The sequence below is a fragment of the Salmonella sp. SAL00672 genome, assembly GCF_046552175.1.
In the GTDB taxonomy this organism is placed as follows: Bacteria; Pseudomonadota; Gammaproteobacteria; order Enterobacterales; family Enterobacteriaceae; genus Salmonella; species Salmonella enterica.
Genome location: NZ_JBGDUQ010000001.1, coordinates 853802 through 880031, shown reverse-complemented (window position 1 = coordinate 880031; position 26230 = coordinate 853802). Strand labels below are relative to the sequence as shown.

The window sequence follows — 26230 nt, the reverse complement described above, 5'->3', positions numbered from 1 at the left end:
ATGCAGACACTACACGCTTTACTCCGTGACATTCCTGCGCCGGACGCCGAGGCGATGGCGCGTGCGCAGCAACATATTGACGGCCTGCTCAAACCGCCGGGCAGCCTGGGCAGACTGGAAACCTTAGCCGTTCAGCTCGCGGGTATGCCGGGTCTTAACGGTACGCCGCAGGTAGGTGAAAAGGCGGTGCTGGTGATGTGCGCCGACCATGGCGTCTGGGATGAAGGCGTAGCGGTTTCGCCCAAAATCGTGACGGCGATTCAGGCGGCGAATATGACGCGGGGAACAACCGGCGTATGCGTGCTTGCCGCTCAGGCCGGTGCGAAGGTGCATGTCATTGATGTCGGTATTGATGCCGAACCTATTCCTGGCGTAGTTAATATGCGCGTCGCGCGCGGCTGCGGAAATATTGCCGTTGGCCCGGCGATGAGTCGCTTGCAGGCTGAGGCGCTTTTGCTGGAGGTTTCCCGCTACACCTGCGACCTGGCGCAACGCGGCGTGACCTTATTTGGCGTAGGGGAGCTGGGAATGGCGAACACTACGCCAGCCGCCGCGATGGTCAGCGTTTTTACAGGAAGTGATGCAAAAGAGGTGGTGGGGATTGGCGCGAATCTTCCGCCTTCCCGCATCGATAATAAAGTGGACGTCGTGCGGCGGGCGATTGCGATTAATCAGCCCAATCCGCGCGACGGCATTGATGTGTTGTCGAAGGTGGGTGGTTTTGATCTGGTCGGGATGACCGGCGTGATGCTTGGCGCGGCAAGGTGTGGCTTACCCGTATTGCTGGATGGCTTTCTTTCCTACTCGGCAGCGCTGGCGGCCTGTCAGATTGCGCCTGCGGTGAGACCTTATCTGATCCCGTCGCACTTTTCGGCGGAAAAGGGCGCCCGCATCGCGCTCGCGCATTTGTCTATGGAACCCTATTTGCATATGGCGATGCGGTTAGGTGAAGGAAGCGGCGCGGCGCTGGCGATGCCGATCGTGGAAGCCGCGTGCGCCATGTTCCACAACATGGGGGAGTTGGCGGCCAGTAATATTGTCCTGCCGGAGGGGAACGCAAACGCAACATAACCCGGGCGCACAACACCAGCCATGTGAGAAAAAAGCTATACTTAACGCACACCTGCCGCGACAAAGGAAGGGATATAATGCGTCGTATCACACCTTTTTTTCCGTTTTTCGTCTTGTTGGTAAGCCATTTCTCGCTGGCTATAAGCTATCCGTTGCCGCCCGAAGGCAGTCGTCTGGTAGGACAGCCTGTCACAATCGCCGTACCACAGAACAATACTCAGCCCTTAGAGTCATTTGCCGCCCGCTACGGTCAGGGGCTGAGTAATATGCTTGAAGCGAATCCCGGCGTGGATGTGTTTTTACCTCAGTCTGGTTCCACACTGGTAGTGCCGCAGCAGTTGATTCTGCCTGACACCGTTCGTGAAGGTATTGTGGTAAACGTCGCCGAGATGCGCCTTTATTATTATCCCGCAGGCACGAATACGGTTGAGGTGCTACCCATTGGTATTGGTCAGGCTGGCCGTGAAACGCCGCGCAACTGGGTAACTGCGGTTGAACGCAAACAAGATGGCCCGGTTTGGGTGCCAACGGCTAATACGCGCCGGGAATATGCTAAAGAGGGAAAAACGCTGCCCGCGATGGTGCCTGCGGGGCCGGATAACCCTATGGGGCTATACGCAATATATATCGGCAGGTTATATGCCATCCATGGCACTAATGCTAACTTTGGCATCGGCCTTCGCGTCAGTCAGGGCTGTATCCGTTTACGCAATGACGATATTAAATATTTATTCGACCATGTTCCTGTAGGAACCCGCGTTCAGATTATCGACAGGCCCGTTAAATTTTCGGTAGAGCCGGATGGCAGTCGTTGGCTGGAGGTACACGAACCGCTTTCTCGTAACCGTGCTGAATTTGAGTCAGACAAAAAAGTTCCATTGCCCGTTACGCCAGTGCTGCGCACGTTTATCAAAGGGGATGACGTTGATACTTCGCGGGTTAATGAGGTGCTGGAGCGCCGTTCCGGAATGCCGGTCAACATTAGCGCAGGCAGGTCTGGCCTTTAAATATCCTGCCACATTGCTGGTTTTCATGGGCTGGAGTATCTGTATTAGTAGTGAGTGTCATGGCAGGGGCTCCATTTTCTCAACGAACCGTGAGGCCCCCGATTAAGTCCCAAAAAACTATGGGTATCAAAAAAAACGGTAAACCTTATCAGGTCAACCGGGTAAAGATAAGTTCTTGTTTTTTGAACGTCTCCGGACTCACCAGGATGTCCCGAAACTAAAATCTGGCTCCTCTGACTGGACTCGAACCAGTGACATACGGATTAACAGTCCGCCGTTCTACCGACTGAACTACAGAGGAATCGTGTGGGGTCGTATATTAGCGGCGGAAAAATTTTTGTCAAACCCCATTTAACCTCTTACAGATTCGATTGCGGGTTATCTCATCACTTTGTTGCATTTGCAGACATTTTTTCTGCAAAAAGCTTTGCAGCCTTACGATTTCTCGCTCATTATTGAAATGTGGTTTCAACTCTCTTCTTTAAGGTCCATTTTGAACGTCTCCACTGCCTTACGCCAGGCTGTCGTCCGTACGCCCTGGTATGCCAAACGCAAGAGCTACAAAGTGTTGTTCTGGCGTGAAATCACCCCACTTGCTATCCCTATTTTTCTGGAAAATACCTGTGTTTTGCTAATGGGCGTGCTCAGTACTTTTCTCGTCAGTTGGCTGGGCAAGGAAGCAATGGCGGGCGTGGGGCTTGCCGACAGTTTTAATATGGTAATTATGGCTTTTTTTGCGGCTATCGATCTTGGTACTACGGTGGTGGTCGCCTTTAGCCTCGGCAAGCGCGACAGGCGACGCGCAAGGGCGGCGGCGCGCCAGTCGCTGGTGATTATGACGCTATTTGCCGTTGTGCTGGCAGTGGTCATTCATTATTTCGGCAGTGAAATTATTAATATTGTCGCAGGCGAGGCGACGCCAGAAGTAAAGGGGCTGGCGTTAACGTACCTTGAACTGACGGTGCTGAGTTATCCGGCTGCGGCAATTGCGCTAATCGGTAGCGGCGCGCTGCGTGGGGCAGGGAATACGAAAATCCCGTTGATGATTAACGGCGGGATGAACATTCTCAATATTATTATCAGCAGCATCCTGATTTACGGGGCTTTCTCCTGGCAAGGGCTGGGTTTTGCCGGCGCGGGGCTGGGATTAACCATTTCGCGCTACATCGGCGCGGTAGCGATTATTTGGGTGCTGATGATTGGTTTTAATCCGGCGCTGCGCATTCCGCTGAAAAGCTATCTGAAGCCGCTGAATTTCGGCATTATCTGGGAAGTGATGGGTATCGGTATTCCGGCGAGCATTGAATCAGTGCTGTTCAACGGTGGCAAGCTACTGACGCAAATGTTTGTCGCCGGAATGGGCACTAACGTTATTGCGGGTAACTTTATTGCCTTTTCCGTGGCGGCGCTTATCAACCTGCCGGGTAACGCCCTTGGTTCGGCGTCGACTATTATCACCGGTAAGCGTCTTGGTACCGGGCAAATTGGTCAGGCAGAGCGTCAACTGCGCCATGTATTCTGGATGTCGACTATCGTACTTACGGCAATTGCCTGGGGGACGGCGCCGTTTGCGGGTCTGTTTGCCTCATTTTATACCCAGGAGCAGGACGTAAAAGAGGTAGTGAAAGTTCTGCTCTGGCTTAATGCTGCCTTTATGCCAATTTGGGCGGCCGCGTGGGTGTTGCCGTCGGGTTTTAAAGGCGCGCGCGATGTGCGATTTGCGATGTGGGTATCGATGCTGGGGATGTGGGGCTGTCGCGTTGTGGCAGGGTATACGCTTGGTATTGTGCTGGGTATGGGGGTTGTAGGGGTTTGGCTGGGGATGTTTCTTGACTGGGCCGTGCGTGGCGCACTGTTTTACTGGCGTCTGATAAGCGGGCGCTGGCTGTGGAGATACCCGCGCGTAAAGAGGGAGTAAGCGCTTTTTGCTGTGAAAATCATCAGGAAACGGTGAATTTTAACCGAAGTGTGGAATAAAGCAGCAAACGAACTTTTTTTGTGAAAACAGGCTTTGACAAGCCAGGGGCACCTCGTTAATATTTGCCCCGTTCACACGATTCCTCTGTAGTTCAGTCGGTAGAACGGCGGACTGTTAATCCGTATGTCACTGGTTCGAGTCCAGTCAGAGGAGCCAGATTTTAGTTTCGGGATATCCTGGTGAGTCCGGAGGCGTTTAAAAAACAAGAACTTATCTTTACCCGGTTGACCTGAGAAGGTTTACCGGGTTTTTTGACATCCATAGTTTTTAGGGGCTTAATCGGGGCCTCGCGGTTCGCTGAGAAAATGGAGCCCCCACGTATGGCATTAACCGATACCGCTATCCGCAAGATCAAACCCGTATCAGTATGCTGACATATAGATGTGTTCGGTTCAAACGGAGCGATCACACAAGCTTGCCAGGTGATGCCCCTGGTGGGAATCGCGACTGTCTCTTTCATCTGATTTCAGATATTTCCAGTGATCTTGATCCGTTCTTTCCCAAAAGATTGATTTCTTTCATTCGAAACAAGGATGTACAATAAGTAAACCAAAATAGTAACTATAGAGTTTCTAATGGATACAGTAGAAGAACTAAATGGAACATACTTCTATGCAGGAAAATCCAATCTGACTGCTGCCGAACTTCTGTTATGATTTTTTGTGAGAATACCGCAAGCCAGTTTGGGATTGGTGTTGCAGATTTCGGGGCTGTTGTTGCTTTGGCATCAGGTCGTAATAATCTTTGGACAAGGGCGAAACCCGCTGGAGCGACTAAAGGCACATCATACGCGTCCAGGACTGCACGTGCAGTGTTTAAAAAGTCAAAATTTCCCTTTGGAATATTCCTTCCGACATGGTTAGGCGGTTACACCCCGTGGACAGCCAGACGTGTTATGGTTCGTAACATTGCGCCGTTTGTTGGACGTTTCATTCCTTTGATCGGGGAAATTATCCTTGCCGCAGATGTGTCACAAATAACATATCTCACTATACGCGACTACAATACCATTGCTCGGGGCAATGATAAGTTATGGTAGACAATATTGAACAGCAAGTTTACGAGCTTGTACGGCCTTATGCTGGCACATATCTGTTCAACATTAAGCAAGTGGAATTAACACCAGAGATTGACCTTGATACTGATCTGAGCATTGATGAACTTGAAGCCGAAGATCTCATGAATAAATTCTTCGAGAAACTCAATGTCGAGCGAGGTAACTTCAGAATAGAAACCTATTTTCCTAATCACCCTTTTTCATGGCATCCGTTCAAGAAAACGGAACCTGTACCCGTCCCAGATTTCACTATCAGCATGCTGATCGAGTCAGCAAAAGCCGGGAAATGGTTATATGACTAATTGTAATGAACTTAACAAATGGCTGTACCAGTACCCTTCTTTTTGAGCGATGATGGTGGCGCTAAGATAGTTCTCTTTTCTTTTTAAAGGGTTCATGTTTACTGTCGCCACCCCTACGCTAACCCCTTTAGTTTCCTCCTTTGCTGTCATACTATCGAATGACGTGCCTCACCTGTGAACGCTAAGGAGAATAATATGGAAAATAAAGGCACAAACCTAACGCCCGAGCAGGCGCTGGATCGCCTGGAGGAGCTATACGAGCAGTCGGTTAACGCGCTCCGTGAAGCCATCGCTGACTATGTTGATAACGGTACGCTGCCCGATCCCCACGCCAGGCTTAACGGACTGTTTGTTTATCCTTCGCTGTCTGTAAGCTGGGATGGCGCGACACCGAACCCGCCTAAAACACGCGCTTTTGGACGCTTTACTCATCCTGGCTGTTATACCACTACCGTTACGCGGCCTGCGCTATTTCGCGCTTATCTTCTGGAACAGCTTAACCTCGTTTACCATGATTATGGCGCGCATATTGCGGTAGAGGCCTCGCACCATGAGATCCCGTATCCTTATGTGATCGATGGCTTGGCTCTGACGCTGGATCGTTCTATGAGCGCCGGGCTAACGCGCCATTTTCCTACCACAGAACTGGCGCAGATTGGCGATGAGACGGCAGACGGTCTGTTCCACCCCGGCGAATTCTATCCGCTATCGCACTTCGACGCGCGTCGTGTTGACTTCTCGTTGGCCCGGTTACGGCACTATACCGGTACGCCGGTTGAACATTTTCAGCCCTTCGTTTTGTTTACCAACTACACCCGCTATGTCGATGAGTTTGTGCGCTGGGGGTGCAGCCAAATTCTTGATCCTGACAGTCCCTATATCGCGCTTTCCTGTGCCGGCGGAATTTGGATCACGGCAGAAACGGAAGCGCCGGAAGAGGCTATTTCCGATCTGGCCTGGAAGAAGCATCAGATGCCCGCCTGGCACCTGGTAACGGCAGATGGGCAGGGGATTACGCTGGTAAATATCGGTGTCGGCCCTTCAAATGCTAAAACGATTTGCGACCATTTGGCCGTGTTGCGGCCTGACGTCTGGCTTATGATTGGGCACTGTGGAGGGTTACGAGAAAGTCAGGCGATTGGTGATTATGTGCTGGCCCATGCCTACTTACGCGATGATCATGTGCTGGATGCTGTTCTGCCGCCTGATATTCCTATTCCAAGCATTGCGGAAGTACAGCGTGCGCTGTACGACGCTACCAAAGCGGTTAGCGGAATGCCCGGCGAAGAGGTGAAACAGCGACTGCGCACGGGAACAGTCGTCACCACGGATGATCGTAACTGGGAGCTTCGTTATTCCGCATCGGCGCTGCGATTCAACCTTAGCCGCGCGGTCGCGATTGATATGGAGAGCGCGACGATTGCAGCCCAGGGCTATCGCTTCCGCGTGCCTTACGGCACGCTGCTTTGTGTTTCTGACAAACCTTTACACGGTGAAATTAAACTGCCCGGGCAGGCAAACCGGTTTTATGAGGGGGCTATTTCAGAACATTTGCAAATTGGTATTCGTGCTATTGATTTACTACGCGCAGAAGGTGATCGTTTGCACTCACGTAAATTACGCACGTTTAATGAGCCACCGTTTCGCTAACGAAATGAGCTGTCGCCTGCTGCTGGACAGGAGTGGAAGAGGCGTATTTATGTGATATGGAAAGCGGCTGAATGAAGCCTTAGCGGGAGGCGATTCTGCATCCCGCTAAGGCCTTATTGTGCCGCGAGCTTCATCACCATCGCCGGATACCTGTCGCCGATAACCGCGTCTATGCCAGGAAACGCGCCGGAAGGCGAAAACATTGCGCCACACTTCACGCTCCTTGAGCGCCTGACCCACAAGCCCGGATTAACAAGCAGATACCGACCGTGAGAATCGATCAGCTTAAAGGGGTTATCAGAAGGCTTGATACTGAGGATTTTCGCGTCGGACAGGGATATAGGGTGGTCACGCCATTATCGAACTCATAGCGCCACGAGTGGCGCGGAAAGCCTTCATCATCATAGTGGCGCACGTCGGTAAAGCGCACCAGCCGGTGCTCGCCGTTCCATTCAAATCGGTGCTCCCGGCACTGCGCCTTGCCCCAGCGGTCAGCGATGGGATTGCCGAACTCGTCGTACTCATAGTGGTGGTCTGCCCTGTAGCAGCAGGCGGTCGCCTTTGACTTTCGCCTGATGCTCGCCACCTTCGGGCGGCATGTTCATGCCCAGCAGGTTGTCGTCGTCGTCAAAGCTGAACTCCTCGTGCAGGGCGTTCCAGCGCGGGTCTTCCGGCAGGCGGTGTTGGGTCAACATTAATATCTTGCGGTAATCTCTGTGGGTTTGGATTCGAATTTACGTTAGTGCGTGTGACCGGTAAATCCCGCGACGATCTGCAGGCAGCGATGGTGCTGATGCGCGGCGGCAATCTGGGCCAGCCGTTCCAGTTCAAAAACTTCCGCGATTGATTTTTCCCGCCCGCCGCCTTCCCGCATGTGAGAAAGGTGGCCGGGCGGGTAAATCGATTAAGGCGTGGCTTTTTTAGTCTCTGCGGCCTTGTTATACAACGCCTGAATCAGCGCCTGCTGTTCCGCTCCCGGTATGATACCCAATCTGTGAAAAATATTCCCAATCTGATAAAGCTGCTGATTACCGGTGTCGTCCTGGCGGGTAATCGACGCCTGCGTGGTTAATTTTTTCAGCGTAAAGGTAATATGTTCCTGACACTCGGGCGTGTTTTCAGAACAAATCTGGCGTAACAGCATCAGGTTTTTATTATCGACCCTATCTGCGTTAATCATCAATTCCCTTGCCTGACTCCACTGTTTTGCATTCATGTAGTGGTCGATCATCGCCTCCTCTTCGAGAGAGGGAACGTGCTGGTGTAACACCCGTTTGGCATTCACCGTGTCGTTGCCATAGCCGTAAAGCTCCGCAAGTCTTTGAAAGGAACGCGACATATCTTCATCAGGCCAGGCTTTTGCCTGGCTGAGGTAAATCGCCTCGGCGCTGACGGCTAATTTTTGCGCTGCCTCAGGATGACCAATTTCTTTGAGTACTTCACCCATTTCATTTGTTGCATCTTCCCATTCGGCGAACGTCAGGGTTTGCGCCTCGGCGGAGAGGGTTGCGATATGCTTTTCCGCCACAGCATTCTGCTTATGCTGAAAGAGATTCTTCAGCGCTTTGATTTTGTACTCGTAGCAATACCTGTCGTCGTAGCAGGTATATTCCGGCGCGCTCATCAGCAAATCGATACGCTTATTCATCAGCGCAACATCATCAAGCTTGCTTAATAAATCAATCAGCTCCATTTCAATGCGCGGCGAAGGGGCAAAATTGAATATTTTATCGACCTGCGTCACATAGGTTGAAAGCGTCTCCTGATAATTCTGTGTCAGCTCGTTTTTCTTATAAAAAGAGAGCAATCCCGGTAATGAATACTGGAAATAGCTTCCTTTATTGCCGGTTGCTTTGCGCAATCTCGCAGACAACGCCATCGCCTTCTCTTTATTACCCGTGGCGTAATAGATCTCCATCAGGTCGAGATACTCTTGATAACGGTAGGCTTCAGCACTCGGTTGTTGAGCAATAGCCGTATCAAACATTTTCAGCGCGCTATCTGCGTAAACCAACGCCTTTGCGGTGTCGCCCTTGGCATGGTACTGCTTCGCAATAATAAGCAGCATTTTTAGCTGAGTATAAGGAACAACAATTTTATCAGCGTAATTTTCATTATAAATAGTGGCGGTTTTATCAGGCTCTGAGTGCCAGGATTCTAAAACCGTGGCTAAATAAAAATTCCTCGCGTCGGCATTTTTGCTAAGAAGGGCTAAGGCTTTTTCAGGCTGTTTGCGATTAACCCAGCCATCAACGTAGCTCTCGTAGGCGGTAATGCTCGACGGTTTATCGAGACCAATTTTGGACAGGAAAACCATCGCGGCATCCGGGCTATTATTTTCAGCGATCCACGAGGCCTCATGGTTTAGCGAAAACTTCGCATCATTCGATTGTGTGTCCAGCTTTTTCAGTAATGCATCCGCACGGCTCATCGGGCCGTACATAAACAGTTCCCTGTGTAATTCAAACCAGGCTGCCTGCGATTTAAAAGTAGTGTTTTCATTTAAAGGGACGGCATTTTGCAGTTTCTGTTCGACAACTGACCAGACATCAGGCGATTGCTGACTTTGTGCAACGCTCTGATAAGAGTAAAAAACCGTGGCGGCTGTGAGTAATGTGGCGAATTTAAATTTCATAGCAACGTGTATCCTTTCAGTTCCGTTTGAATAGCCTCTTTACAGCAAAGTCATATTTACTTAGTTTGAGGCGTTAATTCCTTTAAGGCTGCCAGTGCAGGTTTGACGCCGCCTTTTACCGCCGCTGTAAGATGAAGTTTGGCTTTGTTGAGGTCTTTCTCAACGCCATCACCATTCCTGTACATGAGTCCAAGGTTATAGTGCGCCTGAGCATTTCCCTGGTCAGCGGATTTTTTAATCCACTTATAGGCTTCCGGCAGGTTTTTCGGCATTCCTTCGCCGATAAGATTTAAATATCCCACTTCTAACTGCGCATCACTTTCGCCAAGCTCTGCCGCTTTGAATAAATAGGAGAGATATTTTTTGCTGTCTTGCGCTACGCCATCACCGTCGTTGTACGCATAGGCCAAAAAGAGAAGCGCGCCGGGATGATTTTGCTCTGCGGACTGAGTTAACCATTTCATCGCCGCATCGTAGTTTGTGCATTCAAACTCATACTTACCTAAATGATATTGCGCAGTGCTGTCACCCTGCTTTGCCTTATTGGTGAGGTCAGTCGGCGCATATAGCTCTGAAAGCTCTTCATCGTTGTGGTAACAACGGATGTATTTTATGCCGTCTTCATCATAGGCTTCTTCTGTACCTTCCTTGTCGCCATCGACATAGGGCAGCGCACTTAAGACCTTACCCGTACGATCGTTAAACTCTCTTTTCAGGCCGTTTCTTTCATCATTAGCAAACATAACCTCTTCAACAAGTTTACCGGTACGTTCGCTCCAGCGGCGATCGGCTCCCTGCTTTTTATCGTCTTTATATTCGGTGGTATAGGTGAGTTTGCCCTGTTCATTCCAGTGCTTAGCGTCCCCATTTAGCATACCGTTTTTATAGGGATAGACTGATTCGCGGTGACCATTTTCGTACCACTTTTCGGAATCCCCGTCTAACACATCATGTTTATACATTTTGGATGAGGCAGGCTTTCCGTTGCTGAACCATTCTTTGACCGCACCATGTTTACGGCCTTCACTATCAAAAGAGGATTCTTCTTTGGGATGCCCATTTCCATACCAGCTCTGAGCAGAAAGCTGTTTGCCATTTTTATAGGTCGCTTTAGAAAGGAGTTTGCCCTCTTCACTGTATTGTTCGAACGTTCCGTCGTTTTCACCTTGGTTATTTCTGTGGTAAACACCACGAATTTTACCGGTAGAATAATATTCCGTACTGGTGCCGACAATGGTGCCTTTACTGTATGAATATTTCTCCTTTATTTTCCCATCAGGGAAATATTCAAATGCCGGGCCTTCCAGTTTCTGATTTAAATAGCTGTGTTTTTGTTTTAAAACGCCGTTATCATAAAAATGTGGGCATTCGCCATCTTTAATTTTACCTTGGGCAAAGTAACGTTTACTTTCAACGGCTCCGTTTTCATGGTATACGATGTATTCCCCTTCGGGTTGACCATCTTTAAACGTCAGCGTTTCCGCTATTTTGTCTTTTTCATCAAAGTAAGTTTCAGCTTTTCCGTCACGCTTATTTTGCGCATTATAATGATAAATACTTTTGAGATTGCCGCTTTCATAGAAAGACTTAAATACAGAAACACGTTGTCGGTTAGCGAAGTTTTCTTCGTTGGTATAGCCTTCAAAGGCTATCTGTTTACTCTGCATCACCTCCCCTGTTTCTTCTGAGGATTCCAGATACCAGCCGGTGACTTTCCATAATTTTTTCTCTTTGTCATAGGGGAGAGGCATATGGACTACTGTTGTTGCCTGACGTTTAACCGTCGGTTGCAGTTCATCATCCAGCCACAAGTCAGACGATCTTTTCATGTATTCGGCACCGCACAGCGCTTCGGTACATAGCTCGATTCCAGTCAGCATGGGCGTGCCGCCAGCATCGCACTGATCGACCGTCAGGTAAAAATAACGGTCATCGAGAATAGCCGGTCTTAAACTGCGTATTTTATTAATATATTCTTCTGTCGTCAGTCCCATTGATTCTGCGCGCGCAGAAAGGGTATTAGTATTACAGGGTGTTTTATCTTTAAAATAATAACGGTCGGCGAGTAAAAGTTTCAGGTCACTGCTAATGGCGGTTTTATTAAAATCGATATTTTCAATTTGGGCGATGAAATTAACGGGTTTGGATTCTGTACTGGGGGATTGTTTTGCACATATATTCGCGCAATATAATGAAACTATAATTGTTATGAATATTTTCTTCAAGATGTTCTCCTTGTATGAATAATAACTCCCTGAAACTTATTTCATGCTATAGAAACAAAGAGTTAATGTAAAGGATGCGAGGAGCATATTCTGGCAGGAGAGAGTTTTCTTCAGTTACCAGTAAGAATAATTTAAGTATTACGAGCGCGTTGTTTTTAATTTGATAATAACGCGCTGATGATTATTAACGATTATATACCCAATAAACCTCAAGATGCGGGAGTGAGCACCTGAAAGTGATCTTTAATTCGGGATGTCAGTGAGTCCGCTATATCCGGCAGCGTCTGGTTAAAAAAGACAGATATTGCGTCCCTGAACTCTCGCGTACTGCTGAAGTAGCGATTATTCCGGGCATGTTCGTTCATTAATTTCCACATTCGTTCTATCGGATTCAGGTTTGGACTGTAAGGGGGAAGGTAATGCAGCCTGATATTTACCACCTCCGCCCAGTCTTCTGTTTGCTTCTGCCATGACTCCGCTTGCTGTTGTTGCACTCCCGCCAGCACTTTCGGATAGACGTCCACCAGCTTCTGCGCCTGCTCCTGCGTCAGGTTCAGTTCACGCGCCACTGGTTCGAACTGCGCCAGCGCGCTGGTATCGAGTTCCTGACCTTCAGGGGCGGTGAACGCGTATTTCTCCGGCGCGCCGGGCGGCGTTTCTTCTTTCGGTGGAGTGGGCTTATTGGGAGCGGCGGGTGGATTTTCTGACGGTTTTCCTGTACCCGGATCGGTCTGCGTGCCGCCAGCGGTATCGGTTAATGCCATAGGAGGGGGCTCCATTTACTCAACGAACCGTGAGGCCCGATTAAGCCCCAAAAACTATGGATGTCAAAAAACCCGGCAAACCTTATCAGATCAACCGGGTAAAGATAATTTCTTGTTTTTTAAACGTCTCCGGACTCGCCAGGATGTCCCGAAACTAAAATCTGGCTCCTCTGACTGGACTCGAACCAGTGACATACGGATTAACAGTCCGCCGTTCTACCGACTGAACTACAGAGGAATCGTGTGAACGGGGCGCATAGTAACGATGTGCGATCGGCTTGTCAAAGGGGGAAATAAGGTTGCGCGTTTGTTTGCTGACAAAAACAACAAAGCGTTGAAGTTTTGATCTAATTCCTACTTTGCTCCGGCATGGCGCAACTTTGTCTGTAATTGCACAAGTCAAATGCTGTGACCTTACCGCAATGGCTATGTACCAGCGTCTGATGAAACGTGAAAAACTGGCAGGCACTTGGCAAATAATTCTGAGACATAACGCCGTAGAGATTAAGGGCAGGGAGTAGAATGAACTTTAGACGTGAAATATTTTGTGAAAATGGTTGATACAGGCAGTCTGACGCCGGTAGCGGAAATGGCAGATAAATTTCTGGTGCAGGCGAAAAGATTTCCGTCAATATCATAGGCAGAATTATGGTGCATCAGCTTTTGGCGACGACACGGAACGAGCGGGTTTTATCGCGCTTTTCCTGAAGGATTTTTTCATCAGCCTGTTTTTTGCGTTCGGGTCAATCCCCTGATCCAGCAGCCTTTTGACCTCGTCACGGCGTTGTCTGGCATCAGCAAGAGAAACCGCAGGGTAAACCCCAATAGAAAACACCTTCTGTTTGCCATTAAAGCGATAGCCTGACTGCCAGTATTTTGAATCGATAGAGGCCAAACCCGTCAGCGAGCTTGACGGCCTTTTCCGCTGGTCTGGCATTTTTTACTTTAGTATCAGTCAGTGACATGACGGTTCCCTCCGCGTGCTGGTAAAACGCAAATCGAACCAGCTTTACCAGCAAAAGGGTATAGCTTCGAGTGGTTTTTAGTAAACGAGAGTGAACCTGAAGAAGGGGTTAATCAGTTGATATAAATGCAGAAAGCAGACGCCAGTGAACGTCTGCTTCCCTAAATTTGGCTCCTCTGACTGGACTCGAACCAGTGACATACGGATTAACAGTCCGCCGTTCTACCGACTGAACTACAGAGGAATTGTTTCAACGAGGCGCATAATACTGGGCCGGCTATAACGTGTCAACAGTAAAATTAACGCGCCAATTCAATTGGTTAATTAACCCACAAAGTGAGGAATTAATGTTCGGATTCCTCGCCGTAGTCGCCTTCGGCAGCGCTTACCCGTAAGCGCTGAGAAGGATCCTGGCGATAGAACTGGCAAAAACGCTGCCATAGTGCCGGGAAACGTGGAGCAAACAGTTCTGGCGCGCTGAAAAAATACTCTGACAACACGGCAAAACATTCTGCAGGGTCGGTGGCGGCATAGGCATCTATACTGGCAGCGCTTTCGCCAACAAGATCGATTTCATCCTGAATATTATTCATTGCCGCGTGGAGATCGTGTTCCCAGCCAGCCACATCGCGCAACGGGATGAAAGGGATGCCGCTGGCGCGATCGCCATTACGCATATCCAGTTTGTGCGCGACTTCATGAATAATGAGGTTGAAACCCGAAGCATCGAACGAGTCCTGGATATCCAGCCAGTTCAGAATGATGGGCCCTTGTTGCCAGCTTTGCCCCGACTGTACGACACGCTGGCTGTGCACCAGACCTATGTCATCTTCCCATTCATCATCTACCACAAAGGGCGCGGGATAAATGAGCACTTCATGAAAACCATCAAGCCACTCAATACCGAGCTCCAGGATCGGTAAGCAAAAAATTAACGCAATACGTGCACTTTTTAACGAGTCGAGCTCAAATCCCTGTAGCGCTACCAGTCTTTTCTGCTGCAAAAAACGTTCGGCTAGCGCAATAAGCCGAGCCTGTTCTTGCGCGGTGAGGTTTACCAGAAGAGGTATAGCCAGCGCATCATCCCACGGCCAGTCTTCGTTCTGGGTTATTTCTTGTGCTTTCCAGGGCCACTTAATCATCGTTTTGCTCGTAAACTCGTCACTTGAACAAAATTACCCGAATAGGGTCTGTTAAAATGCCAAATTACCTGGCATCATTGCAATATACGGAGAGATGCCGGAGCGGCTGAACGGACCGGTCTCGAAAACCGGAGTAGGGGCAACTCTACCGGGGGTTCAAATCCCCCTCTCTCCGCCAATCATTCAACAAAATCAATCACTGACAAAGCGTTTTTGATTTCGTCATACATAAATCCCTGCATTAAAATTTCTTTCACTCGCTCGATTTTTCTTACTACTGATGCTGTTTTTTACCATTTTGCTGCGCGTCGGGCATCCACTTTTATCTTCTTTAGCTCACAAGCTCACACTCTTTTGCAACGCCCATCTCACATCTCTGGTGACAAAACAGTTTAACTGCCGTTGCTTCACACGGATCTTGTAAGGGTATCTTAAAGGAAATGGATTGCTGGAGGATGGAGGAAAAGAGGCGAAATCTTTTTCAGTGGTGATACCGCCTCCCCTGGACATGAGCTTGCCAGAACCTACGCGGTAAATCCTACGACACGAAGCCACGCGCAATTTTATGCGAAAACGCTGGCAATAGCCTTGCTGACTGATGCAAGCTATCTAAAATCGCTTGAAGATGACATCATGCAAAACAATCGCTTAAAAGACTCACCTGTTGATAAGCATGTTGAGGACGAAAAGAAGAAGAAAAATGCAGCCAGGTAAAAAGGGTTACGTTCGCCGTAAGCGAACGTGATCGCATCCAGCCTTAACGAACCTTTTTCCGTTCATCTCCCTTCATGTTTTTCAAAAAACTCTTTTATGAATGCCCCTAAAACGTCATACGCGAATTCGCTATTATTGTTCCCGTCGCGACAACATAGAGATTACGTAAAAAAACAGAGGGCAGACATTGAAAAATATTGGAAATAACGTAAAACGATTTGTCCGTGTTTTTTATTTGTCATTTAAACTTACAGAAATGGCTGTACTGCTATCAGTATAAAGATAATTTCAGTTGTCCAGATGAATCATTTTTAAAACTATTTGTATTAACAGGGTTTATTCATTTATTGAATGGATGCGTGCTCGTTTGGTCTTGTCATCTTGACGCTTTGAGATCACATATTCTATTCTATCATAGACAGCAGGGGAAATTAGCTGCTGGGATCGATTTTTGATTAATAAAATACTGGATGGAACCACGATGCAATTACCAGAACAGGATGAGTTTTTTGATTTTTTTGCTGCCAATGATGATGAACAAGCCTCTTTAAGGCGTAAATTTTTTTTGGAGAAACATAAAGAGCCGTGGCTGTCTGAGTCTGCATTAGAGGACTACCAGGCGCTGTTTATGAGTATCTACGGAATTAATATTGACTGGAAAGAGGGAACTTTTAGCCTGCTTGAGGCACTTTCAGATAATCAGGGAGAGAAGCCTGTCACGGTCAAATTCGATTATGATAGTGAGATTGAAACAGCAACGATAAATTTGGTTGATGCGCAGTATGTGTTTCATCACTACCCAATGGGAAGTGATGGTTTTGATGCAGAGCTGGTGCGCATTGAGCATATATTGGCTAATAATGGATATACTTTGCGGGTATATCAGAACAGCACTTTTAGTGATACATTATCGTTCTTACTCATTCCGTCAGATGAGTGGAAACGTGTTGAACAGCGTTATAGCCCAGAGCATATTTCTGCATACTTCGTTCCGTATGGAAAACAACTTGTTATTCCTGAGGTTGCTGCTCCAGTCGTAAATTATGTGCCATCCGTTAAACAAGAAACATCAAATGTCCCTGCGTTGTTTAATGCTCGGGGTATCCGTATTTATTTTTTAAGTATAATGCTAATCGCATTTGCAATTTATATTTTGTGGAATATCCTGACGAAAATAGAACCTTTATCATCAGGCCAACCTGCTGGCTGTGAAAATGTACAAAATTTATACTCAAAATTACGTCCAGAAGTAGCCGAGCCATTAAAAGAAAAAATGCGTAAGAGTTTGGGCTGTAAATGATAAATTTTCAGTTTAAGAAAATTACACTAATGGATAGGTAATAGAGATATATTTAATTTGATATTGTGTTATCGAAATAGTAATAACAGATAATATACATATTCTTGCGGTGGTGGATGAAGCGATTTTTATCTTATTTGTACAGGAAAAGAAAAAGAGTTTTTTAGCTGCCATGACTCTTATTAATTTTGTTGCCGTAAATCAAAAATACTACGCTTTTAATTTGTTGTCAGTGTTTATCATGGTGTTCTGGTCAGTTATTCTTATTTCCAATATGCAAACTGATATTAATCATAATGAAAAATAAAACTATTTTTTGTGTCTGTTATATTTTTAGTAAATTCATGAAGCTCGCTGTACCCCATCGGGATTCACAGTGATGTCACTCGCGGCGACTTAACGCCGTCGTCCTCGGTAATCGTCGCACCCGGCCTGTTGCCCGACATGTTCCCCTGTAGACATGGGCGCAGGGCGAAAGATTAATTGCTGTCAGGGAAACGCGCTGGCGCGTGGCGATAACTTACGCTGCGGGACTGTCGACGCTGTACAGAAAATCTGGCCTCCAGGCTGGCTTAAATATGCGCACATGACAATACAACCGGAAAATTTACAAAACCCATAATTTGAACTGAGAGAGAAACTTACAAACGAAGCGACGAAGATTTAAACAGTCGTAGCGACTCCGGTATCTTGCGCGCATGTTCAAATAACACTACTGTATATAAAAACAGTATTCGAGGTATGGATTATGGAATTTTTCAGACCTACAGAGTTGCGCGAAATTATTCCTCTCCCATTTTTCAGTTACTTAGTGCCGTGTGGATTCCCCAGCCCCGCGGCGGACTACATTGAGCAGCGTATCGATCTTAATGAGTTGCTCGTTTCTCATCCCAGCTCAACATATTTTGTCAAAGCCTCGGGGGATTCAATGATTGAAGCAGGCATCAGCGACGGTGACCTGCTGGTGGTGGATAGCTCACGGAACGCTGACCACGGTGACATTGTAATTGCGGCAATTGAAGGAGAGTTCACCGTAAAACGGTTGCAGTTGCGCCCGACAGTGCAGTTAATCCCCATGAACGGCGCCTATCGACCTATACCTGTCGGCAGTGAAGACACGCTCGACATATTCGGGGTGGTGACCTTTATCATTAAAGCGGTCAGTTGATTATGTTCGCGATCTGCGATGTTAATAGCTTTTACGCCTCCTGCGAAACGGTCTTTCGTCCTGATTTATGTGGCCGACCGGTGGTGGTGTTATCAAACAATGATGGCTGCGTTATCGCGTGTAGCGCCGAGGCGAAACAGCTCGGTATCGCACCAGGTGAGCCATACTTCAAACAGAAAGAACGCTTCCGGCGATCCGGTGTTGTTTGCTTCAGCAGTAATTACGAGCTTTACGCTGATATGTCGAACCGGGTAATGACCACACTCGAGGAGATGGTGCCGCGGGTAGAAATTTACAGCATTGATGAGGCCTTTTGTGATCTGACGGGAGTACGAAACTGCCGGGATCTGACAGATTTCGGGCGCGAGATAAGAGCGACGGTCCTGAAGCGCACGCACCTGACTGTCGGTGTAGGCATTGCCCAGACGAAAACCCTTGCCAAGCTGGCTAACCATGCTGCGAAAAAGTGGCAGCGCCAGACCGACGGGGTGGTTGACTTGTCGAACATCGATCGCCAGCGTCGGCTGCTGGCCCTGATACCCGTGGAGGATGTCTGGGGTGTCGGCAGGCGCATCAGTAAGAAGCTCAATGCCCTGGGCATCAAGACTGCTCTCGATCTCTCTGAACAAAGTACCTGGATCATCAGGAAACACTTCAATGTCGTGCTGGAGCGTACCGTGAGAGAGCTTCGCGGAGAGCCATGTCTGGAGCTCGAAGAGTTTGCGCCGGCAAAGCAGGAAATCGTTTGTAGTCGCTCTTTCGGCGAGCGGGTCACAGACTATGAGGAAATGCGCCAGGCTGTTTACAGCTACGCTGCGCGCGCGGCAGAAAAACTCCGCGGCGAGCACCAGTACTGCCGTTTCATTTCAACATTCGTCAAAACATCACCCTTTGCCCTGAACGAGCCCTACTACGGTAACAGCGCCGCGGTGACGCTTCTCACCCCCACGCAGGATTCACGCGACATTATCAATGCGGCTGTGAAATGCCTGGATAAAATCTGGCGCGACGGCCATCGCTACCAGAAAGCGGGGGTGATGCTGGGTGACTTCTTCAGTCAGGGCGTAGCGCAACTCAACCTTTTCGACGATAACGCGCCGCGCGCCGGTAGTGCGAAGTTGATGGAAGTACTGGACCATCTTAACGCAAAAGACGGGAAGGGGACGCTGTACTTCGCCGGGCAGGGGATGTCGCAACAGTGGGCTATGAAGCGAGAAATGCTTTCGCCTCGGTACACCACAAGATACTCTGATCTACTGCGTGTTAAGTAACTTGTGCGATCAATGCCTGAGATAGTTGCCAAATCATCCCCGTTCTCTAACCGGTTTTGGTCGCACAAGATCACAGGAACCTCTCACGATGAGGCGCATGTATCCTGGTTTACGACATCAGAAAATGTGGCGCGTTTATTGCCCGGCAGGCGTTGTGAGACGTCACTTATTTACGCCAGGTTTCAGCCGTAGCACCGGGCATGGATAAAAAGAGTATGGCAATCAGCGTGATAATGCTAAAAAAAAATTAATATTTTTTTAACAAAACTAAAGCTTGCTATGTGCAGTTAACCATGCGTTAATGGTTGTGCGGTTTGATACAAACTTATCTGAAGTAGTGATTGTAATATTTCTCATCATTTGTTCCTCTTGAGATCTCCTTTAGGTTTTTTTCTCTCTGATAATTTTCTTCAGGCCATTTTGCCCAAGGGCTCATTCAAAAGGTAACAATATTATGACGACGAAAATCACTGGTTTAGTAAAATGGTTTAACCCTGAAAAGGGCTTTGGTTTCATTACGCCTAAAGATGGCAGCAAAGATGTGTTTGTGCATTTTTCCGCCATTCAAAGTAATGAATTCCGCACTCTGAATGAAAATCAGGAAGTGGAGTTTTCAGTAGAGCAGGGACCAAAAGGTCCATCAGCGGTCAACGTTGTGGCGCTTTAAGGCAACTGATATTACTAATAAAATTCACTTCCGGTGTCCATGTTGCCATGGTTCACAATACAGAACATCGACATTCGATGTTACTGAGCAAAACCCGTTTGGCGCGAAATGTATTTTTTGTAAGTCAACCATGATCACTTTTGATAATGTTGGATTATACATTCGCTCAGGGCAGGTTCCGCCAGATTTTAGAAAATAATTCATATTAGCTCCGTACAGGAGCTTTTTTTATGCCCGGATGATTATCATCTATAGACGCTGACATCCATCATCTATAGTGGCATTTACCTTTCCCCAAAGGTGTTATTTCTCTTGCAGACAGCGCCTGAAAAAAGTGATGTTGTCTTCATCTATCCGATGAAACCAGGTCAACCTGTCTTTGTGCCCTTATCCGTTATTTAATTCTTGCCCTATAATAACAAGCCCGCGCTAAGCACGGGCTTGAATAACATAAAGCGTCTTAGAACTGGTAGACCAGACCAACACCTACGATATCATCGGTTGCAATACCGTTGCTTGCGTAGAAGTCATCATCTTCGTCCAGCAGGTTGATTTTATAATCAACGTAGGTGGACATATTTTTGTTGAAGTAGTAAGTCATACCGACGTCAACATATTTAACCAGATCTTTGTCGGTGTAACGCCAGTTGCCACGATGGACTTCCTGACCGCCTAAATCTTTGCCCTTAGACTGCAAGTAGGCGATGGACGGACGCAGACCGAAATCGAACTGGTACTGCGCAACCACTTCAAAGTTCTGGGTTTTGTTAGCAATACCGCCATTACCTTCGCCATTGCCGCCGCCATAATAGGTCATGTTGCGGGTTTCAGAGTACATGGCCGCCAGGTAAACATTGTAGGCGTCATATTTGGCACCTACGGTCCAGGCTTCAGCGGTTTCACCGCCGGCATAGTTGTTGCGCTCGTTTATGCCGTCGCCATAACCACGAGCAACCTGATTGTCCGTACGGTCAGAGGAAGAGTAGGCCGCACCCAGGCTTAACCCGAAGTCAAAGTCGTAGGAGGCAGACATACCGAAACCGTCGCCGTTTTCACGGGCCAGTTTGCGAGAACCATTCTCTGCATCGCTGCCGTTGGCTGTTCCTTCGCCTGCGCCAGGATCTTCGTTATTACCCTGGTACTGCAACGCGAAGTTCAGACCGTCCACCAGACCGAAGAAGTCGGTATTACGGTAGGTGGCAACGCCGTTGGTTCTGCCCAGCATATAGACATCGGTCTGGGTGTAAGAGTCGCCGCCGAATTCCGGCAGCACATCGGTCCAGGCTTCAACGTCGTAGATAACGCCATAGTTACGGCCATAATCGAAAGAGCCGTACTCGCCGAATTTCAGACCGGCAAAGCCCAGACGAGTCCAGGAGTTTGCACCTTCGCCTTCAGAGGTGTCCGCCTGAATGTTGTATTCCCACTGACCATAGCCGGTCAGCATATCGTTAATCTGCGTTTCGCCTTTAAAACCAAAACGCGCGTAGGTCTGATCGCCGTCGCTGCCTGCGTCGTCAGAGAAGTAACGCAGACCATCAACTTTGCCGTACAGGTCGAGTTTGTTGCCATTTTTATTATAAACTTCAGCCGCATTTGCTGCGCCTGCCACTAATAACGCCGGGACAAGCAGTGCCAGAACTTTTCTGTTCATTATGTATTCCCTTATGATAATAATTTATATGAATATGTAGCCACTTCAACAAAACTACAAATTGATACTATTCTATGAAGTTCATGGAATTTAAAAAATAACATGTAACAAAGATATTTAAAATATTTCAATTTGTTTCTATTTGGTTTTTTATAATACATGATATATAAGTGACTAAGAATATATAGTCTATAATTATCATTTTTTATCAATGAGTTATGTGTTTTGATTTGATAGCTGCTGGCGTGAATATAATTTGTTTTTTATATGTATTTGATGCTTTGATTATGAAAAAGCATAAAAAAAACCGGCATAAATGCCGGTAATGTGGGTAATGATAAAATAAATGATAAAAGGCTAATAACCGAATCATTCTGACATTTAATGCTAATAAAATAAAACGCTATCGCGGTGCGTAAAAATAAGTTGTTCTGGTTATAGGTTATTCTGCATCAGAGTGCGATTCAATTACCATTCCCTTATTTAACAGCAGGTTCAGCGCCAGACGCAACATTAACTGAGAATAAACTATTTGTGGAATGAATAACCAGAACAGGTGGATAAGGTATTCCATGGTCGAAATGTGACTAATATCACATTATAATGTAATTAATGTCATATGACTTACATCACAAAAGCGGAGTAAAGTTTGAGTACCAGGGAGGACAACGCCACCCGTAGCATGGGCGGTAAATTAGCGTTATGGGTTTTTTATACCTTTTGCGGCTACTTCATCTGGGCGATGGCGCGTTGCGTGTGGCTGATGTCCGCCATACAAACCGAGCCGGTTCTCGGCCCAATCAGCACTCCTGGCAGCGCAACGGAAAAATGGCTTAACGCGCTTTCGCTGGGCGTCGTCTGGCTTATTCTGGGGGGTATTGCCTGGTACACCCGGCCTCGCAAAAACAGGGCTTATCCCGCCGACACCAAGCCAGAAACGCGCAAGCACGCAGGGATGTAAAGTGGTGGCGGATATGTCAGGATAGCGAACCCTGTGCTCAGGCATGTAATAAAAATGGTCAGCTATAAAGAGAGGGCGTATGGACTCAGGATACTGGCAATCGCAGTTTGAAGACTGGCTACGTCACCACCACCAGGAACAGGATGCCGCCCATGACATCTTCCATTTTCGTCGTGTTTGGGCAACCGCGCAAACGCTGGGGGAAAACGTTCCTGTCGACTGGCTGGTGGTGCTATCGGCATGTTATTTCCATGACATCGTCAGCCTGGCGAAAAATCATCCGCAGCGGCATCGTTCTTCCATTCTGGCGGCGGCAGAAACCCGACGTATTTTTCTGCGGGATTTTCCTTACTTTCCGGCAGAAAAACTGGCGGGCATTTGTCATGCTATCGAAGCGCATAGCTTCAGCGCAAAAATTGCGCCTACCACGCCAGAGGCAAAAATCGTGCAGGATGCAGACAGGCTGGAGGCGTTGGGCGCCATTGGTCTGGCGCGGGTCTTCGCGGTCTCCGGCGCGCTGGGCGTCGCGCTGTTTGATGCCGACGATCCCTTTGCCGACAGACGGCCTCTTAACGATAAGCAATTCGCGCTCGACCATTTTCAAACCAAGCTGCTGAAACTGCCGCTGACGATGCAGACCGAACGGGGCAAGTCCCTGGCGCAGCGTAATGCGGATTTTCTGGTGTCGTACATGGCGAAACTGAGCGCTGAGCTGAAAGGCGACTATGAAACACGGGATGAGGCGGTCATCCAGATGTTTGCTACGCATCAGTAACCCCTGCCGCTGAAACGTAAACCGCGTCATTTTATGATAGTCTGTCGGCAATTATTTTTGGCCGGTTAAATGTATGCAGGAAAATATTTCAGTAACACACGCCCGGAACCTCATCGCCGACGACGCCGGAAGCGAGATCCAGGCGATGCTGAGTCAATTGCTGGAAATCTACGATGTTAAAACGCTGGTGGCGCACCTTAACGGCCTGGGCGAACAGCACTGGAGCCCGGCCATCTTCAAGCGCGTAATGATGAACGCGGCATGGCATCGCTTGAGCGACAATGAACTCACCTGTCTTAAAACAGGGTTGCCGACGCCGCCAGCGCATCATCCGCATTACGCCTTTCGTTTTATTGATCTCTTCGCGGGCATCGGCGGCATTCGCCGCGGATTTGAAGCGATAGGCGGACAGTGCGTGTTTACCAGCGAATGGAATAAGCACGCGGTACGGACATATAAAGCGAACTATTTTTGCGATCCGCTGCAACATCGCTTTAATGAAGATATCCGCGATATCACATTGAGCCACCGGGAAGGGGTCAGCGATGATGAGGCGGCGGAACACATTCGCCAGCATATTCCGCAACATGATGTCCTGTTGGCGGGCTTTCCCTGTCAGCCATTTTCTCTGGCGGGCGTTTCTAAGAAAAATGCGCTGGGCCGCGCCCACGGCTTTGCCTGCGAGACTCAGGGGACGTTATTTTTTGATGTCGTAAGAATTATCGACGCCCGCCGCCCCGCGCTGTTTGTGCTGGAAAACGTGAAAAACCTTAAAAGTCACGACCAGGGCAACACCTTCCGCATTATTATGCAAACGCTCGATGAACTGGGATATGACGTGGCGGATGCCGCTGACAATGGCCCGGACGATCCGAAAATTATCGACGGGCAGCACTTTCTTCCTCAGCATCGGGAACGTATTGTGTTAGTGGGATTCCGTCGCGATTTAAACCTGAAAACCGATTTTACGTTACGCAATATCGCCCGCTGTTATCCACCGCGCCGTCCGACGCTGGCAGAACTGCTGGAGCCCGTCGTCGAAGCCAAATATATCCTGACGCCGGTGCTGTGGAAATATTTATATCGCTACGCGAAAAAGCACCAGGCGCGGGGAAACGGTTTTGGCTATGGCATGGTTTATCCTGACAATCCGGAAAGTGTGGCGCGCACGTTATCTGCTCGCTACTACAAAGATGGCGCCGAAATTCTGATCGATCGTGGTTGGGATATGGCGAAAGGCGAAGTGAATTTCGACGATGCTGGCAACCAACAACATCGTCCCCGCCGACTCACGCCGAGAGAGTGCGCGCGTTTAATGGGATTTGAGGCGCCGCAAACGTACCAGTTCAGGATACCTGTCTCGGATACGCAGGCCTATCGCCAGTTTGGCAACTCCGTGGTGGTGCCGGTATTTGCTGCGGTAGCAAAGCTGCTGGAACCCAAAATTCACCAGGCGGTGACGCTGCGTCAGAAAGAGACGGTAGATGGCGGACGTTCACGATAAAGCCACGCGCAGTAAAAATATGCGCGCGATAGCGACCCGCGATACGGCTATTGAAAAACGTCTTGCCGGCCTGCTAAGCGCGCAGGGGATTACGTTTCATACTCAGGACACGACATTACCGGGCAAGCCGGACTTTGTGGTGAATGACTATGATTGTGTGATTTTTACTCATGGCTGCTTTTGGCATCATCACCACTGTTATCTGTTCAAAGTACCGGCCACGCGAACGGCTTTCTGGCTGGAAAAAATCGGTAAGAACGTTGAGCGCGATGAGCGCGATATTCAGCGTTTACAGGCGCTTGGCTGGCGGGTACTGATCGTCTGGGAGTGCGCCTTGCGCGGGCGAGCGAAATTGAGCGACGCGGCGTTGGCGGAGCGCCTGGAAGAGTGGATCTGCGGCGGCGGCGCCAGCGCGCAGATCGACACCCAGGGGATTCATCTACTGGCGTGAATCTTCCGTTTTACACGGCGTGACCACCGCCTTGACAGGAAACAGGTACTTACCCAGAGTCACCAGCACTACGGCAAACACAATCACACCCAGCGCGGCCCATTCAACGGGCGATAACCTCTCACCGCCCAGGCCAGTGCCAAGCAACACGGCGACAACCGGATTCACATAGGCGTAGCTGGTCGCCAGTGCCGGACTGACGTTGCGAATCAGGTACATATAGGCATTAATGGCGATAATAGAACCGAACAACGCCAGGTAGCCGACGGCCATAAACCCCGATAAACCAGGCAGCGTGGCGAGCTTTTCGCCGGAAAGAAACGCCGCGCAAAGCAATACCACGCCCGCCGCCAGCATTTCAATCGCGCCCGCCATCATGCCCACAGGGAGGGCGATGCGCGAGCCGTAAACGGAACCAAATGCCCAGCTCATCGAACCTATCAGGATCAAAATCGCGCCCCACGGATTGCCGCTTAAGTTGCCGCCGCTGTTCAGCAGAATAATCCCGGCAAGTCCAATGGCAATCCCCACCCATTCTAATTTGCGCGTTTTAATACCAAAAAAGTAGCTAAAGCACAGCGTAAATAGCGGGACAGTGGCGACCACGACGGCAGCAATGCCCGATGGCACGTTTTGATGCTCCGCCACCGTCACCAGGCCGTTACCCACCGCCAGCAGCAGTAGACCAATCAGCGCGGCGTTGATGGTCTGGCGCAGCGGCGGAAGTTTTTCGCCGCGCAACAGCAAAAACGCCATGAGCAACATCCCCGCCGAGAGAAAACGTACGCCTGCCATCATTAGCGGCGGCCAGCTTTCAACGCCTATGCGGATAACAAAATAGGTAGACCCCCAAATGATGTACAAGGCAAAAAGCGCGCCAAAAAGAGGTAATAACTGCCGGAAACGCATAATCACTCACGGTGAAATAAAAAGGGTGAATATAGTAAACGTCAAAATTATTATGCTGGCG

The 26230-nt window shown here is 48.7% G+C and carries 21 protein-coding genes, 5 tRNA genes and 6 pseudogenes; 19 read left to right on the top strand and 13 right to left on the bottom strand.

Translation table 11 applies throughout. From position 1 onward, the window contains the following. The gene (gene cobT, locus ACLJTG_RS04620; protein WP_001193983.1) at window positions 1–1071 is read left to right on the top strand and encodes a nicotinate-nucleotide--dimethylbenzimidazole phosphoribosyltransferase; all 1071 of its coding nucleotides are present in this window, start codon (window positions 1–3) and stop codon (window positions 1069–1071) included. Between the two features lie 77 nt (window positions 1072–1148). Then, window positions 1149–2078 carry a L,D-transpeptidase gene (gene ldtA / locus ACLJTG_RS04615; RefSeq protein WP_001252817.1) on the top strand — a complete coding sequence of 310 codons (930 nt, stop codon included), beginning with the start codon at window positions 1149–1151 and terminating at the stop codon, window positions 2076–2078. Window positions 2079–2303: 225 nt separating this feature from the next. On the opposite strand, the gene ACLJTG_RS04610 is transcribed toward ldtA, so the two are convergent. Beyond that, window positions 2304–2379 (bottom strand) — tRNA-Asn (locus ACLJTG_RS04610). Window positions 2380–2538: 159 nt separating this feature from the next. Here ACLJTG_RS04610 and ACLJTG_RS04605 point away from each other — a divergent pair. The 4 genes and pseudogenes from ACLJTG_RS04605 (at window position 2539) to ACLJTG_RS04590 (ending at window position 5415) form a co-directional block, all read left to right on the top strand. Then, a complete protein-coding gene (locus ACLJTG_RS04605; protein ID WP_001669456.1) occupies window positions 2539–3996 on the top strand; it encodes an EmmdR/YeeO family multidrug/toxin efflux MATE transporter in 1458 nt (485 codons plus the stop codon). A gap of 140 nt (window positions 3997–4136) precedes the next feature. Further along, window positions 4137–4212: transfer RNA gene (locus tag ACLJTG_RS04600), tRNA-Asn, on the top strand. A gap of 419 nt (window positions 4213–4631) precedes the next feature. Next, a pseudogene (locus tag ACLJTG_RS04595) lies at window positions 4632–5095 on the top strand (STM2901 family protein). After that, on the top strand, window positions 5089–5415 hold the full coding sequence (locus ACLJTG_RS04590; RefSeq protein WP_000228159.1) for a DUF1493 family protein: 327 nt from the start codon (window positions 5089–5091) through the stop codon (window positions 5413–5415). Before ACLJTG_RS04595 ends, ACLJTG_RS04590 begins: the two are co-directional and overlap by 7 nt. Here the strand turns inward: ACLJTG_RS04590 and ACLJTG_RS04585 are convergent. Next, window positions 5404–5565: a hypothetical protein gene (locus tag ACLJTG_RS04585; protein WP_001536381.1), complete on the bottom strand. Its 162-nt coding sequence runs from the start codon at window positions 5563–5565 to the stop codon at window positions 5404–5406. The genes ACLJTG_RS04590 and ACLJTG_RS04585 overlap by 12 nt on opposite strands. 45 nt (window positions 5566–5610) lie before the next feature. Between ACLJTG_RS04585 and ACLJTG_RS04580 the strand changes: the two genes are divergently transcribed. After that, window positions 5611–7065 (top strand): AMP nucleosidase, encoded by a 1455-nt coding sequence (locus tag ACLJTG_RS04580; protein ID WP_410958895.1) that lies wholly within the window; start codon window positions 5611–5613, stop codon window positions 7063–7065. Window positions 7066–7586: 521 nt separating this feature from the next. On the opposite strand, the gene ACLJTG_RS04575 is transcribed toward ACLJTG_RS04580, so the two are convergent. Next, window positions 7587–7760: a hypothetical protein gene (locus tag ACLJTG_RS04575; protein ID WP_000957535.1), complete on the bottom strand. Its 174-nt coding sequence runs from the start codon at window positions 7758–7760 to the stop codon at window positions 7587–7589. 47 nt (window positions 7761–7807) lie between these two features. On the opposite strand from ACLJTG_RS04575, the pseudogene ACLJTG_RS04570 reads away from it, so the two are divergent. Continuing rightward, a pseudogene (locus ACLJTG_RS04570) lies at window positions 7808–7912 on the top strand (DUF520 family protein); the annotation flags it as partial. A 57-nt stretch (window positions 7913–7969) separates the two neighbouring features. Here the strand turns inward: ACLJTG_RS04570 and ACLJTG_RS04565 are convergent. The 8 genes and pseudogenes from ACLJTG_RS04565 to mtfA form a co-directional block, all read right to left on the bottom strand. Beyond that, window positions 7970–9700: a hypothetical protein gene (locus tag ACLJTG_RS04565; RefSeq protein WP_111742317.1), complete on the bottom strand. Its 1731-nt coding sequence runs from the start codon at window positions 9698–9700 to the stop codon at window positions 7970–7972. A gap of 56 nt (window positions 9701–9756) precedes the next feature. After that, window positions 9757–11451, bottom strand: a complete 1695-nt coding sequence (locus ACLJTG_RS04560) for an SEL1-like repeat protein (RefSeq protein WP_111742543.1) — start codon at window positions 11449–11451, stop codon at window positions 9757–9759. A gap of 683 nt (window positions 11452–12134) precedes the next feature. Further along, window positions 12135–12380 (bottom strand): annotated as a pseudogene (locus ACLJTG_RS04555) (transposase); the annotation flags it as partial. Beyond that, a pseudogene (locus ACLJTG_RS04550) lies at window positions 12360–12689 on the bottom strand (peptidase); the annotation flags it as partial. The pseudogenes ACLJTG_RS04555 and ACLJTG_RS04550, both read right to left, overlap by 21 nt. A gap of 162 nt (window positions 12690–12851) precedes the next feature. Continuing rightward, a tRNA-Asn gene (locus ACLJTG_RS04545) sits at window positions 12852–12927 on the bottom strand. 421 nt (window positions 12928–13348) lie between these two features. Next, window positions 13349–13654, bottom strand: a pseudogene (locus ACLJTG_RS04540) (Arm DNA-binding domain-containing protein); the annotation flags it as partial. Between the two features lie 167 nt (window positions 13655–13821). After that, window positions 13822–13897, bottom strand: a tRNA-Asn gene (locus tag ACLJTG_RS04535). Window positions 13898–13997: 100 nt separating this feature from the next. Then, window positions 13998–14795: a DgsA anti-repressor MtfA gene (gene mtfA / locus ACLJTG_RS04530; protein WP_000598920.1), complete on the bottom strand. Its 798-nt coding sequence runs from the start codon at window positions 14793–14795 to the stop codon at window positions 13998–14000. An 88-nt stretch (window positions 14796–14883) separates the two neighbouring features. Between mtfA and ACLJTG_RS04525 the strand changes: the two genes are divergently transcribed. The 7 genes and pseudogenes from ACLJTG_RS04525 (at window position 14884) to ACLJTG_RS04495 (ending at window position 20114) form a co-directional block, all read left to right on the top strand. Further along, window positions 14884–14973 (top strand) — tRNA-Ser (locus ACLJTG_RS04525). Between the two features lie 290 nt (window positions 14974–15263). Beyond that, window positions 15264–15509, top strand: a pseudogene (locus tag ACLJTG_RS04520) (hypothetical protein); the annotation flags it as partial. Between the two features lie 481 nt (window positions 15510–15990). Beyond that, on the top strand, window positions 15991–16809 hold the full coding sequence (locus ACLJTG_RS04515; RefSeq protein WP_023238927.1) for a hypothetical protein: 819 nt from the start codon (window positions 15991–15993) through the stop codon (window positions 16807–16809). Between the two features lie 748 nt (window positions 16810–17557). Further along, window positions 17558–17977, top strand: a complete 420-nt coding sequence (locus ACLJTG_RS04510) for a translesion error-prone DNA polymerase V autoproteolytic subunit (RefSeq protein WP_000394196.1) — start codon at window positions 17558–17560, stop codon at window positions 17975–17977. A gap of 2 nt (window positions 17978–17979) precedes the next feature. Beyond that, window positions 17980–19248 carry a Y-family DNA polymerase gene (locus ACLJTG_RS04505; protein ID WP_079951288.1) on the top strand — a complete coding sequence of 423 codons (1269 nt, stop codon included), beginning with the start codon at window positions 17980–17982 and terminating at the stop codon, window positions 19246–19248. Window positions 19249–19702: 454 nt separating this feature from the next. Then, window positions 19703–19915 carry a cold shock domain-containing protein gene (locus ACLJTG_RS04500; protein WP_000208509.1) on the top strand — a complete coding sequence of 71 codons (213 nt, stop codon included), beginning with the start codon at window positions 19703–19705 and terminating at the stop codon, window positions 19913–19915. A 10-nt stretch (window positions 19916–19925) separates the two neighbouring features. Beyond that, complete coding sequence (locus tag ACLJTG_RS04495) at window positions 19926–20114, top strand: hypothetical protein (RefSeq protein ID WP_024131109.1); 189 nt, start codon at window positions 19926–19928, stop codon at window positions 20112–20114. A gap of 261 nt (window positions 20115–20375) precedes the next feature. On the opposite strand, the gene ompS1 is transcribed toward ACLJTG_RS04495, so the two are convergent. Next, window positions 20376–21569 carry a porin OmpS1 gene (ompS1, locus tag ACLJTG_RS04490; protein ID WP_410958894.1) on the bottom strand — a complete coding sequence of 398 codons (1194 nt, stop codon included), beginning with the start codon at window positions 21567–21569 and terminating at the stop codon, window positions 20376–20378. A gap of 649 nt (window positions 21570–22218) precedes the next feature. Between ompS1 and drpB the strand changes: the two genes are divergently transcribed. The 4 genes from drpB (at window position 22219) to ACLJTG_RS04470 (ending at window position 25260) form a co-directional block, all read left to right on the top strand. Then, complete coding sequence (gene drpB, locus ACLJTG_RS04485; protein WP_079951285.1) at window positions 22219–22530, top strand: cell division protein DrpB; 312 nt, start codon at window positions 22219–22221, stop codon at window positions 22528–22530. A gap of 79 nt (window positions 22531–22609) precedes the next feature. Further along, window positions 22610–23305: a phosphohydrolase gene (locus tag ACLJTG_RS04480; protein ID WP_079951284.1), complete on the top strand. Its 696-nt coding sequence runs from the start codon at window positions 22610–22612 to the stop codon at window positions 23303–23305. A gap of 73 nt (window positions 23306–23378) precedes the next feature. Next, window positions 23379–24809 carry a DNA cytosine methyltransferase gene (locus ACLJTG_RS04475; protein WP_001157303.1) on the top strand — a complete coding sequence of 477 codons (1431 nt, stop codon included), beginning with the start codon at window positions 23379–23381 and terminating at the stop codon, window positions 24807–24809. Beyond that, window positions 24790–25260, top strand: coding sequence for a very short patch repair endonuclease (locus ACLJTG_RS04470; protein ID WP_000785981.1), 471 nt, complete (start codon window positions 24790–24792; stop codon window positions 25258–25260). The genes ACLJTG_RS04475 and ACLJTG_RS04470 overlap by 20 nt, the downstream gene beginning before the upstream one ends. On the opposite strand, the gene yedA is transcribed toward ACLJTG_RS04470, so the two are convergent. Beyond that, window positions 25249–26169 (bottom strand): drug/metabolite exporter YedA, encoded by a 921-nt coding sequence (gene yedA, locus ACLJTG_RS04465; protein WP_001212264.1) that lies wholly within the window; start codon window positions 26167–26169, stop codon window positions 25249–25251. The two genes, ACLJTG_RS04470 and yedA, sit on opposite strands and share 12 nt — an antisense overlap. Between the last annotated feature and the right edge of the window lie 61 nt (window positions 26170–26230).